This window comes from Bifidobacterium kimbladii (genome assembly GCF_032193675.1).
In the GTDB taxonomy this organism is placed as follows: domain Bacteria; phylum Actinomycetota; class Actinomycetes; order Actinomycetales; family Bifidobacteriaceae; genus Bombiscardovia; species Bombiscardovia kimbladii.
This window is the reverse complement of sequence record NZ_JASTZZ010000021.1, coordinates 1-486: the sequence shown is the minus strand read 5'-3', so window position 1 is coordinate 486 and position 486 is coordinate 1. Positions and strand designations below refer to the sequence as shown.

Annotated in this window: 1 protein-coding gene; it reads right to left on the bottom strand. The window is 62.6% G+C overall.

What is annotated here, in order from left to right; translation table 11 throughout:
• Positions 1 to 238: 238 nt before the first annotated feature.
• Positions 239 to 486: hypothetical protein (locus QRX41_RS08395; RefSeq protein ID WP_313839955.1), on the bottom strand; the 248-nt coding region annotated here is incomplete at its 5' end.

The following is a 486-nucleotide window of genomic DNA, read 5'->3' as shown; positions in this document are numbered from 1 at the left end:
CCATAAGCAAAGCTTTAGGGTTTGCGCTCGGCGCCGGCATGATGTAGACTCAATCATGTTAGAAGCCGCCACTGCCTCTACTGCCTTTCGGGGTGGAATGCATACTATGGCGGTACTTTTTTACCTGGAGGGCGCATGGCATCCACAACCGTAGCCAAGCTGCCCCCATACCCCAGCCACCCGTACCGCAGTTCCATGGACCTGGCCCAGCTCCTTGTGGACAACGGGCTGACGGGTATCAGCGGATGCCTTCCCCGCCTGCCTTGGGGAGCACGCCTGCTGGCAGGTACGTGTACCTGAGGGTGGTGTCCGGGTTTTGGGGTGTGCCGCCCAGCGTGTAGTCCACGCTGACGGTGACCGTGCCCGGCTGGTGTGAGGGCGTGGTCACTGTCACGCTGCCGCCGTCGCCGTGCGTCAGCCCTGATGCGGGAGTCTGGTCGAACCTGACGCCGGTGATCACCAGAGCCAGGTTGAACGACACCGGCA